This is a genomic window from Tenacibaculum sp. FZY0031 (assembly GCF_036350695.1).
Lineage (GTDB): Bacteria > Bacteroidota > Bacteroidia > Flavobacteriales > Flavobacteriaceae > Polaribacter.
The window spans coordinates 181954-197085 of record NZ_JAZDVY010000006.1 but is presented as its reverse complement, the minus strand read 5'-3'; the positions used below and the strand labels follow the sequence as shown (position 1 = coordinate 197085).

The window sequence follows — 15132 nt, the reverse complement described above, 5'->3', positions numbered from 1 at the left end:
ATGTAGAAATAAAATTTAATTCTACAAATGTAGAGGTTGTAATTTTTTAATATTCAGTATTTTTGAATAAAAAGACAACGATGAGATTTTTAGCGATTATTTTTTTATTGTTTACACTCTCTGTATTTACTCAAGAAAAGTTTGAGCGAGAATATAGAGTTGATAAAGATAAAGTACCAAGAAATTCGTTACATATTATAAAAAAATGGGGGTTTAAAGAGAAAGTAAAGTGGTATGCTGAAGAGAGTCAAGAAGGGAAGACTTTTGAGGCGAAGGTATATTATCAATCTCAAAAGCACAGTGTTGAGTTTTCTGAAAAAGGAGAAATTATAGATGTTGAAATAAAAGTGGATTTTTCTGAATTAAACAAAAAAGTACAGACACAAATAAAAGGTCTTTTGTCTGAAAAATTCAAAAGGTTTAAGATAAAAAAAACTCAAATTCAGTATAAAGGAGATGAGGGTGAGCTGTACAAAGCGGTATTTAAGTTAGCTGGTCATCATGAAAAAATACGCCCTAATTATGAGCTAATTGTTAAAGGAAAAAGAGAAAAGTTGTATGTAGGCTACGAGTTTTTGTTTAATAGTAACGGGGTTTTAATTAAAGAATGGAAGCTGGCTCCTCAGCACCATATTAATTTAGAGTTTTAATGAAAGAGGTAGTCGTTTTTTTAGGATTATTGTTGCTAGTAGTATCTGTTCAGGCGCAGGCTAACTTTACCTCTGGATGGTTGCCAAAAGTAGTGCTGTCAACAAAAATTTCAGGTACAACCAAATGGGTAAACAGTATTGAAGCACGAGAGGTATTTTATGATGATGAATTTATGGTTTCTCATCGTTTGGTAGATATGTCTAGCATTTTTTCAATAAAAGTAGCCGTAAACACATCTGTTAATTTTGGGTATATTCTTCGTCTCAAAGAAGGTAATCTAGTGCACAGAACGGTTCAGCATTTTAATACTGTACAGAGTTTTGATACTTTTAAATTAGGGCATCGTTTAGGGGTTGAACAATTTTTCGCTTCTGGAGTTGAATCGCAATACCGAACTCGTTATCGAGTTTCTTGTGAAAAAGCATTGTCAGGAGATAAGGTGGATGTTAAAGAATGGTACCTTAAATTATCAAATGAATATTTGTGGCAATTTAATGAAGAAGATTTAGAAGTACGATTGTCTCCGTATGTAGGGTACAGACTTTCTAAAAAAGATAAATTAGAAATTGGTTTAGACTATCGCTTAGGGAAATTGTTAACGATGGCTAAGAATAATTCTTTATGGTTTAGAACAACGTGGTATATTTCTTTATAAAAAAAGCGTCATTATCTAATGACGCTTTTTTATAATTATTTAGATAATTCAGTAAAGTACTGATAGAAATACGGAATAGTTTCAATTCCTTTTAAGTAATTCCACACGCCAAAATGTTCGTTGGGCGAATGAATGGCATCGGAGTTTAACCCAAATCCCATTAAAATAGTTTTACTTTTTAATTCTTGTTCAAACAAAGCAACGATAGGAATACTTCCACCACTTCGTTGCGGAATTGGAGTAACTCCAAAGGTTTCTTGGTAGGCTTTACTTGCTGCTTGATATCCAATATTATCAATTGGTGTTACGTATCCTTGTCCACCATGATGAGGTTTTACTTCTACTTTTACCGATTTGGGTGCAATACTTTCAAAATGTTTTTTAAATAACTCGGTAATTTCTTCCCACTCTTGTCCAGGAACTAAACGCATAGAGATTTTTGCATAGGCTTTGGAAGCAATTACTGTTTTGGCACCTTCCCCTGTATATCCACCCCAAATACCATTCACATCTAAAGTAGGACGGATAGAGTTACGTTCGTTAGTAGTATAACCAGCTTCACCATGTACATCGTCAATATCTAAAGCGGCTTTATATTCTTCTAATGAGAATGGAGCTTTTGCCATTTCATCACGTTCTTCACGCGATAATTCTTCCACTTTGTCATAAAAACCAGGAATGGTGATATGATTGTTTTCATCGTGTAATGAAGCAATCATTTGGGTTAAAATATTGATTGGATTAGCTACTGCACCACCATACAGTCCAGAATGTAAATCTCTATTAGGCCCCGTTACCTCAACTTCAACATAACTCAAACCACGTAACCCTGTTGTAATCGAAGGAATGTTATTAGCAATCATTCCTGTATCAGAAATTAAAATTACGTCGTTAGCTAGTTTTTCTTTATTTCTTGGAACAAACCAAGCTAAACTTTCAGAACCCACTTCTTCTTCACCTTCTATCATAAATTTCACGTTACAAGGTAAGTTTCCTGTATGGGTCATATATTCTAATGCTTTTACGTGCATATACATTTGCCCTTTATCGTCACAAGCACCACGAGCAAAAATAGCTCCTTCAGGGTGGATGTCTGTTTTTTTAATCACAGGCTCAAAAGGAGGTGAGGTCCATAAATCGATAGGGTCTGCTGGTTGTACGTCGTAATGACCATAAACCAACACTGTTGGTAAATTAGGATCTATTATTTTTTCTCCATAAACGATAGGGTACCCAGGAGTTTCGCAAATTTCTACTTTATCACATCCCGCTTTTTCTAAACTTTCTTTAACCGTATCAGCAGTGTTTAATACATCTTGATTGTAGGCAGGATCAGCACTTACTGAAGGAATTTTTAATAAATCGATAAGCTCATTAATAAAACGATCTTTATGTTGAGCTATATAATCTTTTACGTTTTGCATGTGTTGTATATTAATTAGCATCAAAAATAAGAAAAATAGTATACTTCTTCTTTGTAGTTTGCAAGTATTGTTTATATTTGCATCCACAATTTCAAAAGTACGCGGGCGTGGTGGAATTGGTAGACACGCTAGACTTAGGATCTAGTGCCGTGAGGTGTGAGAGTTCGAGTCTCTCCGCCCGTACTGATTAAAAAACGTTTTAGATTTTTCTAAAACGTTTTTTTTATGTCAAATTTTAAAAGAGTACACATAAAAGCACACAAAGTCAATAGTTTATGTTACTATGTTAAATGCTGGTTTTTAGTTGGTTTATTATAAAAATCTTCTTCGGTAAATTCTGGAGGTAGTATAATTCCAGAAGGGTTTTCTATAACTTTTAAGAATAATTCTCTTTCGGTTTCGTTAAGAGCGATGAATTGCTCTATTGCATATAGAAGCTTGCTCTCTTTCATTATTTAAGGGTGACGGTTTCGGCAATGAGTAGTTATGTGGGGTGGCACGAAACTTTGCAAGTATGCACAAGTCTGAAAATTCCAATGGAATTTTTAGAAGTAGGCGAGAATAAGCAATTACTTATAACCATTATTAGTTATAGTATTTCTTCCCCATACTTATCCCATTTTTTGATAATGTTATTTATATTTTCCATTTTTTTTTGTCCATTATCATACCAATACCTATAGCCTGAATTACTCAGTTGTTCAAATTCAATCTGTCCGTTTTTAAACCAGCTTTTAATAATCTCTTTGTCAAAATATCCTTCTTTGAATGATAACTCTTCTTTATTACCATCATTATCATACTCCATAAATTCACCAAAAATTTGACCTTTTTGAACTGAATATTCATATTTTATGGTATCTCCTTCGTAATGTTTTAATTTTCCAGTAAAATTAGGGTCAATTGAATTTCCATTCATATCCCTGCAAAAACTATCGGGGTTTATTGAAAAATCTATAGCTAATTTATTCAATAAATCAGAATAAGGGTATTCGTATTCTCTATTTAAAGATTGAACTTCATCCCATGCATCATCGTCGTCTTGATTTTCTTGAAGTCTTTTTATTTTTATTTCGTTCTTGATATAAAAATCAAGTGTTTTTTCGAGATTTGGAATTTCAGATTGAAATTGTAATTCTTTGGCTAATTGGATTAAATTATGATAATATTTTATAGCCGACTCTTTATTAAAGTCAAAGAAAAATTGAATTTTTCCGTTTCTAGATTCCCACTCATCTTCAAATAATATTTTACACAGTTCTATTCTTTTAGAAAGTTTTTCTTTTTCTTCTGGTGTTAAAATAATTTCATTTAAAAATTCGCTTGAATGCGCAACAAGTTGAATTAAATTGAGATAATTATCACCATTGCTAAAATCACGATATAAATAAAAGTCGTATTTATTAATTTTAGGAATCATCTATTTTCTAATTGGGTTTATATTATAGCTAACCAGTTTATATATATGTAAAAGGTGTTGTTATACACCCGGTATTAGTGTATAATCGATGTGTTTATATATCGTTACACAACTTTCTAAATATAATATTTATATTTTAAATGTACCGAAGGAAAACCACAATAGAAGTAAGAGTTTTCCGTAATGTATTAGCACATAACTCTTCAAGTAAGCATTAAGCAGAGTATCTGCGAGGATTTCTGTAAGTAGGCACGAATTAGTAGTTAATTTTATACTTTGTTGCCTGCCGTTTTTTCACTATTTTAATCTTAAATCCTTAAAAATTTCTTTAAACATTTCTCCTGGGTCTATATCTATAGCCAAGGCGATTAAGAACAGTTCCTCAGCTCTCAATTTTGTCGATTCGTTTGAAGTTAATTGCGATAACCTAGCTTGACTGATTCCTGTTCGTCTTGAAACCATTGCCCTGTTTACAGATTTTTTAGTCAAATAAAGTCCTAAAGAAGTCATAAATCTTTCGAATTTGTATAGGTAAATTTAACTCTTGAAAAGAAAAATATAGAATTTCTAAAGTTTTATTTTGAATTTTAATAGATTTTGAATAGGTTTGTTTAGAAAATCTAAAGAATACTTTTTAAAACTTACATTATGAGTAGAAGATATACCAAAGCCGACTTAGAAGAAATTGTCTATAAGCAATTAGATAATTTAAACGCAATGCACGATTTATTACGAATTATGAAAGTTCAAAATGACCTGATTCAAAGCATCAATCATACACTCAGAGAGGAAATTGGTCAATTCAAAGAGCAACAAGTCATGTATTCGACCAGAAGAAAATCAAAATGATGGACTGTCCTAAGTGATGGAAAGATTAAGCTCTTTTGGTTTCTTAGGGTCAGATTGTGTGATGGAAAAAACCAAATGTGTTTAATATGCGGTTGGCTTTTCCGCAATGGTATACAGCGTTTAGTATATGAAAAGTAGCGGATTTTTGCACACTACTCTTTCGGTTTGATACTGACGGTAAATTTATTAAAACCACATTGTATTAAGTACCTAAGCCGCTATTTTTTATATACGTTGTTGGCTGCTGGCTTTTTTAATTTAGGCTTCTGTATTCAGTTGGACTTAATCCAGTCTTGTTTTTGAACAATTTTGCAAAATGTTGAGGATATTCAAACCCTAGTTCATAGGCTATTTCACTTATTGATTTTGTTGAATTTAATAGATTGGTCTTTGCTTTATCAATTATGTAAAAATGAACATGTTCAATGGTATTTCTTCCAGTTTCTTTTTTTAATAAATCACTTAAATAATAAGGTGATATATTCATTTTTTCTCCTAAATATTTTACTGTTGGAATACCAATTTCTAAAGGGAGTTGTGAACTGTAATAAGTTTTAAGTTCTGCATTGAATTTAGCTACTATGTCTTTATTAAAGTTTGTACGAGTGTAAAATTGTCTGTCATAAAATCTTGTGCAGTAGTCCAAAATCATTTTTATATTTGAAATAATGAGTTCTTGACTATGAGTGTCTATGTTTTGAGAGTATTCATTTTCGATGTTGTTTATTATTTGGTTTAACAGATTTTTTTCATAGTCAGAAATATGTAATGCTTCATGAACGTCATAATTAAAAAATGAATATTGTTCTATTTTATTCCCTAATTCAGATTTTCTAATTAAATCGGGATGAAACAAAAGAATCCAATTTTCTGATAGGTTAGGGGTTTCTATACTGGAGTCCACTTTTATTGTTTGATTAGGAGCCATAAAGACCATAGTGCCTTCTTGGTAGTCATAGGTATTTCTTCCATAAAGGCAAGTTCTTCCCAATCCAGATTTTAAGTTTATAATATAAAGGTCAATCAAAAACCTATTTTCGATAGAACTAAACGGGGCCAATTTACCATTGTCTCTCAAGATAGTAACCAGTGGATGTTTTGGGCTTTCAAGCCCAAGCATTTTATGTACTTGACTGATGGTATTGATATGTATATGTTCTTTCATGAATTAAAAGAATTTCACAATTATTTTTTCAAACATGCGGTCGGTAAGTAACCAACGCATAAAAATAGTCGTTTTTGACATGTATCCAACAACATATCTGGTTTTTGGTCTTTTGCTGTTTATTATTCTTACTGCAACGTCACTGACTACAGAGGTTGGTGCTAACCTTTTAGGGTCGGCATAATTTGCTTTATAAGAATCTGCAACTTTTTTTGATATTTCTTCGTAAGCACCACCCTTGGAGCGGTCTATCAGAGGTTGGTAAAGTACATTTCCAAATTCAGTAGATATACCACCTGGTTCTATAATAGCCACATTGATATTGAAGGGCTTTAATTCTATTCTTAAACTATCGCTCCAGCCTTCTAAAGCATGCTTTGTTGCATGATACCATGCTCCAAGAGGTGAGAATATTTTTCCTCCAACGGAAGAAGTGTTTATGATTGTGCCAGATTTTTGTTCTCTCATAAAAGGAAGCACAGCCTTCGTGACTTCTGATAGTCCAAATAGGTTTACTTCAAATTGCTTTTTTGCATCTTCATAAGAAACGTCCTCTACAGCACCCGTTACAGAATATCCTGCATTGTTCCAAAGCACATCGATACGACCTTGGTCTCTAATGATGGTGTTAACGGCATTTTTGATAGAATCAATGTTAGTCACATCCAATTCAATACTATGTCCTCCAGCATCAATTATATCTTGCATTTTGTTGATTCTTCGTGCTCCTCCGTATACAATATGCCCTTCCTTTATTAATCTTAAAGCTCCGTCCTTGCCCATTCCCGCTGATGCTCCCGTTATCAATATTACTTTTTTCATACTACAAAAATTTAGTTATTAATTATTTACAGTACAAAATTATATTGACAATAATTTGTAGATGGATATATTTTAAGAGGGGTTGAATACATTTTGCTGAAATTAACTTTTTGGCGTTGCTTGCAGCTAACGGTTTGTGTATGATTTTTTGGGAGAAAACGACGCGAGTCGTTTTCCGTTGATGTGGAAATTCAATCTTATTAATTATACACGTTGTTGTGGTTAGTACTTTGTCTAAAGTTTTGTAATTCTTTGTATCTATTGTAATATATTTGAGATAAATTCAGATTCAATTAATGCTTCAACTATTAAAAACAATTCATAAACCAGATAAAGTTTATCCGACAGCAGGGAATCCGATGTTGGTTATTTGTGATGATTTACAATATTGGATTTGTAAGCATAGTAGAGATGCATCTAAATTGATAAATGAACTTTTAGGTTCTAGTTTCGCAACAATTTGGGATTTAAATACTCCTGAAATTTCTCTGATTAATGTTAAGAAAGGCCATATTCCTTCAAATGTTCAGGGAATTAATTTTGATAAGCCTTGTTTTGGGTCTAAATATATTCAATCTAGTCAAGAGATAAACGATACTGTCTTGGCTTCTTTTCGGGATGCAAGTTTTAGAAGAAAAATTATAAACAAGGAAGATTTTTTAATGATTGCTTTTTTTGATATTTGGCTTTCAAATGAAGATAGAAATCATAACAATAGTAATTTATTAATTGACTTTACAGTACAAAATGAGATATACTTTACTGTATTTGACCATGATGCTATTTTTAATTCAAATGCATTACATCGAGGAGTATATCAGATTAATGATTTTGAATCATTGATTAATACTGAACTAGCAAACATACTATTTAGCCGAGGACGAAATCTTGTTAAAGTTGTTGATAACTTGGTTAAGAAGTTTTACCTTTGTACTAAAGAGTGTGAAGATAATTTATCTGAAATTATTTCGTTAGTTCCTGTAGAATGGATAGTTGACAAAGATACTTTAGAGGAACAATTGAGAGAAAATTTGTTTACTAAAGAATGGCTTAATAGTTGCGAAATTAACTTTAGAACTCTAATTCAAGAAAATATTAAGTAATGAAAACTTTTTTTAGCATAATGTATTTAACTCTTAATGCAAGTCTTAAAGAAAAGATTAGTATAGGGATAATTATGGCTAATGGAGAAGATATTAAATTCAAGATTTCAGACACTAAATTGAGTATAGTTAAGCAACTAATTCCAATTCAAAATTATAGTTTCTTAAAGTCTTATTTTAAAAATTTAAATAATGATTTGAATTTTGGATTTGATAATAATAACTTATTGAATCTTAAAAAAGATTTTACTCAAAACTGGGTTAACGAAAAATATTTCAGCTATCTTCATAGATATTCCAATAATATTATAAAGTTTTCTGAACCAAGAGAAATAGATGTGAATTTTGATGAAACAACATTTTTAAAATTATACAAAAGCTATATTTTTAATAATGATGAAGAAATTATAACCAAAAAACCAAAGGAGGATATTGTTAAAATTGTTAGAACAAAATTATATTCTAAAATAAAATCTAAAGTTAATTTAGATGTCGATGTCAGACCTAGTGATTTTAAAGAGTTAATATCGCCTGTGAATGTTAATTTCATAGGAGAGAATGGTCAAATTGTCGCAGGACAAACTATAGATTTTTCTAAAAGGTATGTTGACCTTGAAAGAGATTTAACTAAATATATCTCATTTACAAAAGCAGTTGATTACGAAAAAGGAGGTGGACATTACTTCCTAGTTGGTAATGAACCTAAAAAGAGTTTAGGTCAAAAAAATCATTCTATTTGGAAACATATTTATGAAAGTAATATTGTTGATTATATTCCATTAAGTGAAACAGATAAAATTAAAGACTACATTGATTTAAAGGGAGTACATCCTTATTTCGAAAAACAAGATTAAGAAGAATACAGTTTTTCAGTATTAACCACAACTTGTTTATATACGTTTAAGAGGTACTGTTATACAACCAGTATTAGTATATAATCAATGTATTTATATATCGTTACACAACTTTCTAAAAATAATGCTTATACTTTAAATGCGTTTACAGAAAGTTGTACTTAAAGTAAGGTTTTTGCTTCTTTTACAGTTTTTTATCTAGGAAGGTAATAAGTAAAAAGAATTGTAATTGTATCAAAAACAATAAGTTAAGTTAGAATTTAATATCTTGTTTGGTGCACAAAAAAACACACTAAATAATAGTATTAATCAATCTTCCTTTTTTTTAAACGATAGACTTCAGTTGATTGGATTTGTGTAAAATACTAGTCTAGACCTAGGTTAGTACCGTGAGGTACGAGAGTTCGAATCTGCTCCTCGCTACTTAAATTTCAGGAATCCCTAAAACCATTAGGGTTTTTATTTTTTGACACTCATTATAAGAGTTTCAATATTTTAAATATCTTTAGCAAAAAAGATATTTTATTTTGATAACAACACTACTTATAATTTTATATGTAGCCATTATTGTTGCAGTTGCTGTTATTATCATTAATACGTCAACACCACCTAAGGCAATAGCTTATTTGTTTTTACTCATCTTATTTCCAGTAGGAGGGATTATTATCTATTTAATGGTTGGAATAAATCACAGAACGTATAAACTGTATAATAAAAAGCTAGAAGTTGACAAAAACATTTTCTTTGAACTTAAAGAGAAACTAAAAAAGTATAATGAAAAAATACTAGCAACATCTAAAAGTCATTTAGGACATTTTTATAATCTGACGAAGTTTATACATAAAGAAAATGTTTTAACCAATAATAACAAAGTTAGTTTGCTTTTAAATGGAGAGCGTAAGTTTCCTGAGGTAATAAAGGCTTTAAAAGCAGCAAAAAATCATATACATATAGAGTATTATATTTTTCAAAATGACACTATAGGTAGGCAAATAGGAGATGTTTTAAAAGAAAAAGCAAAAGAAGGAGTCAAGGTACGTTTTATTTATGACGATTTTGGAAGTAAAGATATTCGCAAGTCGTTTGTAAAATCTTTAGTTGATAGTGGGGTAGAGGCTTTCCCTTTTTATAAAATCAAATGGTTATTGTTAGCTAATAGAATTAATTATCGAAATCATAGAAAAATTATTGTAGTTGATGGTAAGGTTGGTTTTGTAGGGGGAGTAAATGTTTCAGAGCGCTATATTAATCCTAATAAGTTTAATTGTTATTGGAGAGATACACATGTTAAAATTGAAGGACTAGCTGTTTTAAACTTACAACGAGTTTTTTTAGCAGATTGGAATTTTTGTGCGAATCAAAATGTCATTATTGAGGAAGAACTTTTTCCAGCGGAAGTTCAAGAAAAAACAAATGAACATAAACAATTAGTTCAGGTAATTTCTAGCGGACCAGATTCTGATCATCCAGACATTATGTATGCGCTCATTCAAGCAATTTTATTGTCAAAAAAAGAAATCCTAATCACAACTCCTTATTTTGTTCCCAGAACCTCTTTTTTAGATGCTCTTAAAATAGCTAGTTTGAGTGGAGTTACAATAAAACTATTGGTGCCAAGTATTTCAGATTCGAAATTAGTTAATGCGGTGTCAAATTCTTTTTATAAAGAAGTATTAGAAATAGGAGTAGAGGTGTATAGGTATAAAAAAGGATTTGTACATGCAAAAACAATGGTGTTTGATGAGTTAATTTGTTCTGTAGGAACAGCAAATTTAGATGAGCGTAGTTTTGATTTAAATTTTGAAATTAACGCATTGATTTATGATAAAGATTTCGCAAGTCAGTTAAAAGACGCTTTTATAGAAGATTTAAAACACAGTGAGAAAATAGAGTTAAATCAGTGGAACAATAGACCAGTATTGATACGTTTTACAGAGAGATTAGCTCGATTATTAGCTCCTATTTTATAGTTAAGTAAACATTAGAAACGATAAAACCTCTTTATTTAAAGAGGTTTTATCGTTAAAAGTACTTTGTAAAATAGCTGTCTTTATTCTTTAATGATAAACATAGATCTACGGTTGAGTTGATGTTCGTTTTCTGTACAGGTACTTTGGTTGGTGCATTTGTTAATGAGTTCAGATTCTCCATATCCTTTTGCCGTTAACCTTGTGCTGTCAATTCCCTTTTTTAACAACCAGTTCAATGTGGCTTGTGCTCTACTTTCAGATAATTTTAAATTGTAAGAATCCTTACCTCTAGCGTCTGTGTGTGATTCAATATGAATTTTTAAAGCAGGATACTCATTTAAGGCGGTTAAAATTTTAGCTAACTCAATTTCTGCATCTGGACGGATATTGGATTTATCATAATTAAAGTAAATAGGTTGTAGGGTTAATTTGCAGCCTAAATCGTTAGGAGGACATGGATCAGTAAGTTCTAAATCTAAAGACATATTTAATTTTATAGGCATTTTAATAGTCTTAGGATTGCTTGGAGTTTCTATAACTTTTTCTTTTGGATTGTATTTTTCTTTCTTTGCTCTCAAAGTATACTGTTCTTGACAATCTAAAAGAAATGAAAAAGTAGCATCACTACCTACAGTAACTGTTTTAACTTCATTATTGTTACTATCTAATAGGGTAACTTCTGTATTTGGAATTAACTTACCAGTTTTTTTATCAGTTACAGGTCCCTGAATGGTAATTTCACAACGCTCCCAAATTTGATAAATATCATCACTTTTACTTCCTTTTTTACCATCACGATTGGATGTAAAATATCCAATTCTGTCTTCTTTCAGAATAAAACCAAAATCATCTTTTGAACTATTTATCGGTTCTCCAAAAGTAGAAATTTCACCATGAGAGTTTTTGTTTAATTGTGTTACAAAAATATCTAATCCCCCCATTCCCGAATGTCCATCACTAGAGAAGTACAGGTTGTTTTCGTCGCTTACAAATGGAAAAGTTTCTCTTTCAGGAGTGTTTATTTTATTACCAAGATTTACAGGTTTTGTGTAAATATCTTCGCCCAATATTTTTACAAACCAAATATCAGACATTCCCAAACTACCGGGCATATCTGAAGAAAAGTATAGCTTGTCTTCTTTAGGGCTAAGAGTTGGGTGTCCTACAGAGTAAGCATCGTTGTTAAAAGGGAGTTCTTGTACATTTTCCCAAGTATCTCCGTTTTTAGTAGCCTTGTATATTTTGAGTCTGACCACATGATTTTTATCTTTTTTCTTTTTACCGTTTAAATAATTATTTCTAGTAAAATACATAGTGTTTCCATCTTTTGTAAAAACAGCGGTAGATTCATGATAGAGTGAATTAACGTTTTTGTCAAAAGCTGTTACTTGTCCAAAATTCATATTTTTATCTAATGGAACTTGATACAGGTTTAAAAATGGTTGATTGTCCCATCCTGCAAGTTTAGTAGATTGCTCTTTTGATAATGTTGGATTTCTTCTACTTGATGCAAAAACAATATTGTTGCCATAAAAAGCAGTACCAAAATCTGAATATGCTGTATTAACAGGAATCTTTTCTATTTCAAAAAGTTTGTCGTGTACTCCTTTTTTAAACAAAGTATCGGCAACATTTTTATAGGTTTCTAAAGAAATAACTTTCCCTCCTTTAGATTTGTATATATTCATAAGTTTTTGAGCTTCCTCAGGTTGGTTGATGCTCTTTAAACATTGGGCTGCTCTAAAATAGTCGATTGTAAGAGCTTCGTTTGGAAATCGGTCTATTAAGTTGTAATACCACTTTGCAGCTTTTGAATAATCACTGTTAAAATAGTATGTATTTCCCAGTTTTCTATATATTTCAGCTGATCCGTAGTTCTTTTCAACAACTTTTAAATAGATTTTTCGAGCATCTATAAAGTCGTAGGTGTTATACTTGGTGTTTGCCTTTTCAACCAAAGCTATTTGAGCAAAAGAAGAAAGATTTATGAGAGCAAATAAAAAGAAGAAAATAAAATAATGCTTTTTCATGATATAAGAGTTTAAAAGAATCGAGGTGTTAGTATACGTTCAGGATTATTAAAGACATCAAACCGCAGAAAGAATTCGTAAGAGCCATCACTGTGCTCTTCTATATCTGTGGTTTGAAAATCATATCCCATTCCTAAAAATAACTGACTAGTTATTTGAAATCCTGCCATGGCGCTGATTGCTGCGTCCCATCGATAGGAAGCACCAAGAGTAAATTTATCATTGAATAAAAAATTCGCAGACAAATCTGCTTGTAAAGGAGAGCCGTTAACCCACTTTAACATTGTAGCAGGTTTAAATTTTAGGCTTTCACTAATATTAAAGACGTAACCAGCTATTAAGAAGTAATGTAAGCGTTCAATAGCGATTGCATTTTCATCACTGTTATTGGTGTTGTTTGAATTATAATGTTTTGAGTTGAAAAAATTAGGTACTGATAAACCAAGATAGAGTTTGTCGTTATTATAGTAAATACCCGCACCTATTTGAGCTTGCATTTTTTTGTCGATGTTCTCTGCAAACTGCCAGTCGTTATCGTCATATATGTTTAGTTTAGAGTAATCTACATCAAGTATGCTGAGCCCTCCTTTAATTCCGAAAGATATTCTAGCATGTCCTGATAGAAGTAAGGAATAGGCATAATCTATGGTAATGCCAGTTTCGTTAGAAGGGCCTATTTTATCATTAATAATAGAAAGTCCTATGGCATTTCGTTTTAGAGTACCCAAAGGCACATTAAAAGTAAAAGTACCCGTATTGGGTGCTCCTTCAAATCCAGCCCATTGTGTTCTGTAGAGCAAACCTAAGCCAAGAGCATTTTTAGAACCAATATAACCTGGATTTACCACCTGGGTATTGTACATGTATTGAGTGTACTGTGGGTCTTGTTGAGAAAAACACACATGTACACTAATAATTATGAAGAGTAATATAGAATAATGTTTCATTAGGTTTTGTGGTTTTTAGTTTCTTTTTAGGTATAAATATCCCTTGTTAGTCATGGCTTGTTGGTCAGTGTCCCATCGTGTGAGTATGTAGAAATAAGTGCCTGTAGGTAGTTTTTGGTCTTTGCTAACCGTAGCTCGACCTTCAGATATTCCTCTGAATAGATTTCCATTAGCTCCATATGCATCTGTTTGGTAAACTAAAACTCCCCATCTGTTAAAGACTTTGAGGTTGTTGTTGGGGTAATTTTCTATACCATTAATACGAAAGAAATCATTTGACCCATCTCCATCTGGTGAAACCGCATTAAAAATTTCAAAAGCAATCTCCTCTATAAGTAGGGTGGTGATTGTAGGGTCGTCTGGATCGCCATCATTATCAATGTCAATGTTATCTAAATTGTTAGGATCATCTGAAATATCAGTAATGCTGTTTCCAGAGGAATCTTCTGCTGTAGCTAACGCTTGATTAGTAACAGTTCCATTTGTTAAATCTTGTTGAGTTATACTATAGGTGGCGGTAAAGGTTGTGCTATTTACTTCTCCTGATAATAGTTGAGCAATAGAAGAGCCGTTTATGGTAATACCAGGAAGATTGTCTTGTAAGGTAATGTTATACAGCGTTGAAGCTCCTGTGTTGTGTATGATAAAATTATATGTTATTATCTCCCCAATGTTTGCATATCCATCTCCATTAGCATCATTAAAGTGGCTGATTTTTTCAAGATAAATATTGTTGGGTTGACACAAATTGGTTTGTGTTGGGTCGTTTTCAAGAATGCTATTGTCGTCGGAAGCATCGCTGACATCATTACCACTGATGCTTGTTCCAGTAACCGTTGCTTGGTTGCTTACCGAACCAGTATCGATGTTGGTTTGAGTAATGGTGTAGTTGGCGGAGTATGTCCAAGTTTCACCTACATCAAGCAGGTTGTCGTTATCGGTATCACCAGATGCAAGAGCAATTGTACCTCCTAACATAGGATCGGTAAGTACCACATTCGTAATGGTCGTATTTCCAGTATTTGTAAGAGTAAAGCTATAGGTTATGGTTTCCCCCACATTGCTACAGCCATCCGAGTTTTCATCATTAAAAAGAGCTGTTTTAATAAGAGCAATTCCATCAGACTGACACAAATTGGTTTGTGTTGGATCGTTTTCAAGAATACTATTGTCGTCGGAAGCATCGCTGACATCATTACCACTGATGCTCGTTCCAGTAACTGTTGCTTGGTTGCTTACCGA

The 15132-nt window shown here is 31.9% G+C and carries 15 protein-coding genes and 1 tRNA gene; 7 read left to right on the top strand and 9 right to left on the bottom strand.

Features of this window, described 5'->3' with window-relative positions; all coding sequences use genetic code 11:
* The first annotated feature begins 80 nt into the window (after positions 1 to 80).
* Both V1T75_RS10390 and V1T75_RS10385 read left to right on the top strand, forming a co-directional pair.
* On the top strand, positions 81 to 650 hold the full coding sequence (locus tag V1T75_RS10390) for a hypothetical protein (RefSeq protein WP_330488478.1): 570 nt from the start codon (positions 81 to 83) through the stop codon (positions 648 to 650).
* Complete coding sequence (locus tag V1T75_RS10385) at positions 650 to 1306, top strand: DUF2490 domain-containing protein (RefSeq protein WP_330488477.1); 657 nt, start codon at positions 650 to 652, stop codon at positions 1304 to 1306. Before V1T75_RS10390 ends, V1T75_RS10385 begins: the two co-directional genes overlap by 1 nt.
* 35 nt (positions 1307 to 1341) lie before the next feature.
* Here V1T75_RS10385 and V1T75_RS10380 read toward each other — a convergent pair whose 3' ends face one another.
* On the bottom strand, positions 1342 to 2730 hold the full coding sequence (locus V1T75_RS10380) for a dipeptidase (protein WP_330488476.1): 1389 nt from the start codon (positions 2728 to 2730) through the stop codon (positions 1342 to 1344).
* A 101-nt stretch (positions 2731 to 2831) separates the two neighbouring features.
* Between V1T75_RS10380 and V1T75_RS10375 the strand changes: the two genes are divergently transcribed.
* Positions 2832 to 2913, top strand: a tRNA-Leu gene (locus V1T75_RS10375).
* Positions 2914 to 3011: 98 nt separating this feature from the next.
* On the opposite strand, the gene V1T75_RS10370 is transcribed toward V1T75_RS10375, so the two are convergent.
* From V1T75_RS10370 to V1T75_RS10360, 3 genes are all read right to left on the bottom strand, one after another.
* On the bottom strand, positions 3012 to 3182 hold the full coding sequence (locus V1T75_RS10370; protein WP_330488475.1) for a hypothetical protein: 171 nt from the start codon (positions 3180 to 3182) through the stop codon (positions 3012 to 3014).
* Between the two features lie 137 nt (positions 3183 to 3319).
* Entirely contained in the window at positions 3320 to 4150 is an 831-nt protein-coding gene (locus V1T75_RS10365) for a hypothetical protein (protein ID WP_330488474.1), read from the bottom strand.
* Between the two features lie 297 nt (positions 4151 to 4447).
* A complete protein-coding gene (locus V1T75_RS10360; RefSeq protein WP_330488473.1) occupies positions 4448 to 4660 on the bottom strand; it encodes a helix-turn-helix domain-containing protein in 213 nt (70 codons plus the stop codon).
* Between the two features lie 138 nt (positions 4661 to 4798).
* Here V1T75_RS10360 and V1T75_RS10355 point away from each other — a divergent pair, with 138 nt between their 5' ends.
* The gene (locus V1T75_RS10355; RefSeq protein ID WP_330488472.1) at positions 4799 to 4999 is read left to right on the top strand and encodes a hypothetical protein; all 201 of its coding nucleotides are present in this window, start codon (positions 4799 to 4801) and stop codon (positions 4997 to 4999) included.
* A 253-nt stretch (positions 5000 to 5252) separates the two neighbouring features.
* Here V1T75_RS10355 and V1T75_RS10350 read toward each other — a convergent pair whose 3' ends face one another.
* Positions 5253 to 6026, bottom strand: a complete 774-nt coding sequence (locus V1T75_RS10350; RefSeq protein WP_330488471.1) for a helix-turn-helix domain-containing protein — start codon at positions 6024 to 6026, stop codon at positions 5253 to 5255.
* 141 nt (positions 6027 to 6167) lie between these two features.
* Entirely contained in the window at positions 6168 to 6986 is an 819-nt protein-coding gene (locus V1T75_RS10345; protein ID WP_330488470.1) for an oxidoreductase, read from the bottom strand.
* Between the two features lie 296 nt (positions 6987 to 7282).
* On the opposite strand from V1T75_RS10345, the gene V1T75_RS10340 reads away from it, so the two are divergent.
* The 3 genes from V1T75_RS10340 to cls all read left to right on the top strand — a co-directional run bounded on the left by V1T75_RS10340 (position 7283) and on the right by cls (position 10913).
* Complete coding sequence (locus V1T75_RS10340; protein ID WP_330488469.1) at positions 7283 to 8089, top strand: HipA family kinase; 807 nt, start codon at positions 7283 to 7285, stop codon at positions 8087 to 8089.
* The gene (locus V1T75_RS10335; RefSeq protein WP_330488468.1) at positions 8089 to 8943 is read left to right on the top strand and encodes a hypothetical protein; all 855 of its coding nucleotides are present in this window, start codon (positions 8089 to 8091) and stop codon (positions 8941 to 8943) included. The genes V1T75_RS10340 and V1T75_RS10335 overlap by 1 nt, the downstream gene beginning before the upstream one ends.
* A gap of 527 nt (positions 8944 to 9470) precedes the next feature.
* Positions 9471 to 10913 (top strand): cardiolipin synthase, encoded by a 1443-nt coding sequence (cls, locus tag V1T75_RS10330; protein WP_330488467.1) that lies wholly within the window; start codon positions 9471 to 9473, stop codon positions 10911 to 10913.
* Between the two features lie 80 nt (positions 10914 to 10993).
* Here cls and V1T75_RS10325 read toward each other — a convergent pair whose 3' ends face one another.
* The 3 genes from V1T75_RS10325 to V1T75_RS10315 form a co-directional block, all read right to left on the bottom strand.
* On the bottom strand, positions 10994 to 12943 hold the full coding sequence (locus tag V1T75_RS10325) for an OmpA family protein (protein ID WP_330488466.1): 1950 nt from the start codon (positions 12941 to 12943) through the stop codon (positions 10994 to 10996).
* 11 nt (positions 12944 to 12954) lie between these two features.
* Complete coding sequence (locus tag V1T75_RS10320; RefSeq protein ID WP_330488465.1) at positions 12955 to 13890, bottom strand: PorP/SprF family type IX secretion system membrane protein; 936 nt, start codon at positions 13888 to 13890, stop codon at positions 12955 to 12957.
* A 15-nt stretch (positions 13891 to 13905) separates the two neighbouring features.
* Positions 13906 to 15132, bottom strand: a 1227-nt coding sequence (locus tag V1T75_RS10315; RefSeq protein WP_330488464.1) for a gliding motility-associated C-terminal domain-containing protein, incomplete at its 5' end; no start/stop codon positions are given.